Annotated in this window: 3 pseudogenes; 2 read left to right on the top strand and 1 reads right to left on the bottom strand. The window is 61.0% G+C overall.

From position 1 onward, the window contains the following. A pseudogene (gene prfC / locus I5W_RS20925) lies at positions 1 to 598 on the top strand (peptide chain release factor 3); the annotation flags it as partial. Between the two features lie 100 nt (positions 599 to 698). Here the strand turns inward: prfC and ppa are convergent. Then, positions 699 to 1,118 (bottom strand): annotated as a pseudogene (gene ppa, locus I5W_RS20920) (inorganic diphosphatase); the annotation flags it as partial. Here ppa and I5W_RS30305 point away from each other — a divergent pair. Then, positions 1,119 to 1,266, top strand: a pseudogene (locus I5W_RS30305) (HDOD domain-containing protein); the annotation flags it as partial. It abuts the pseudogene before it with no gap.

The following is a 1,266-nucleotide window of genomic DNA, read 5'->3' as shown; positions in this document are numbered from 1 at the left end:
ATCGCGAGATCAAGGTGTCTTCGGTGGTGACNTTCATGCCTCCAGCCGCGAGCAGTCGAAAGAAGCCTATGCCGGCGACATCATCGGCCTGCCCAACCACGGCAACATGCAGATCGGCGACAGCTTCTCCGAAGGCGAGATGCTGCAGTTCACCGGCATCCCCTACTTCGCCCCGGACTTCTTCCGCGTGGCGCGCATCCGCAATCCGCTCAAGATCAAGCAGTTGCACAAAGGCTTGCAGCAGCTGGGCGAAGAAGGCGCAGTGCAGGTCTTCAAGCCCGTGACCGGCAGCGATCTGATCCTGGGTGCGGTGGGGGTGCTGCAGTTCGAAGTGGTGGCTAGCCGCCTGTTGAATGAATACGGCGTGGATGCGGTCTTCGAAGGCACCAGCATCAGCAGCGCGCGCTGGATCAGTTGCGACGATAAGAAGAAACTGGCGGACTTCGAAAAGTCCTCCGCTGGCGCCAACCTGGCCATCGATGCCGCCGGCAACATGGCCTACCTGGCCAGCTCGGGCGTGAACCTGCGCCTGACCCAGGAACGCTGGCCGGAAATCACTTTCCACGCCACCCGCGAGCACGCGGCCAAACTCGATTGATCCTGTTGCACAGGCATTGAGCGGCCACAGGCCCGACAAGAAAAATCGCCCGACAGGCGCAAACCTGTCGGGCGATTTTTTTGTGGCGACTGCAGGGAAATTACTTGGCCTTGTTGAACGCTTCCACGCCCGCCAGGATTTCGGCGCGGGCGGCGTCCGGGCCTTCCCAGCCTTCGACCTTGACCCACTTGCCCTTTTCCAGATCCTTGTAGTGTTCGAAGAAGTGCTTGATCTGGTTCAGGCGCAGTTCGTTCAGATCTTCCGGCTTTTGCCAGTGGGTGTAGATCGGCAGGATCTTGTCCACCGGCACGGCCAGCAGCTTGGCGTCGATGCCCGATTCATCGGCCATCTTCAGCACGCCGATGGGACGGCAGCGCACCACTACGCCCGGGATCAGCGGGAACGGCGTAATCACCAGCACGTCGACCGGGTCGCCGTCTTGCGACAGGGTCTGGGGAATGTAGCCGTAGTTGCACGGATAGTGCATGGCGGTGCCCATGAAACGGTCGACGAAGATGGCGTACTGCGTCTGGCCAATTCATCCTATTACCACGTCTCGCGCACCATCGGTACCGTCGAGGATGCGGTGCTGATGCTGGGTTTCATGACCGTGCGCACGCTGGTGGTGAGCACCGGCATGGCCGGCAGCTNAAGAAACTGCCGGGCGT

The organism is Herbaspirillum sp. B65, from assembly GCF_000333555.1.
Lineage (GTDB): Bacteria > Pseudomonadota > Gammaproteobacteria > Burkholderiales > Burkholderiaceae_D > Herbaspirillum > Herbaspirillum rubrisubalbicans.
This window is presented reverse-complemented; position numbering and strand designations above follow the sequence as displayed.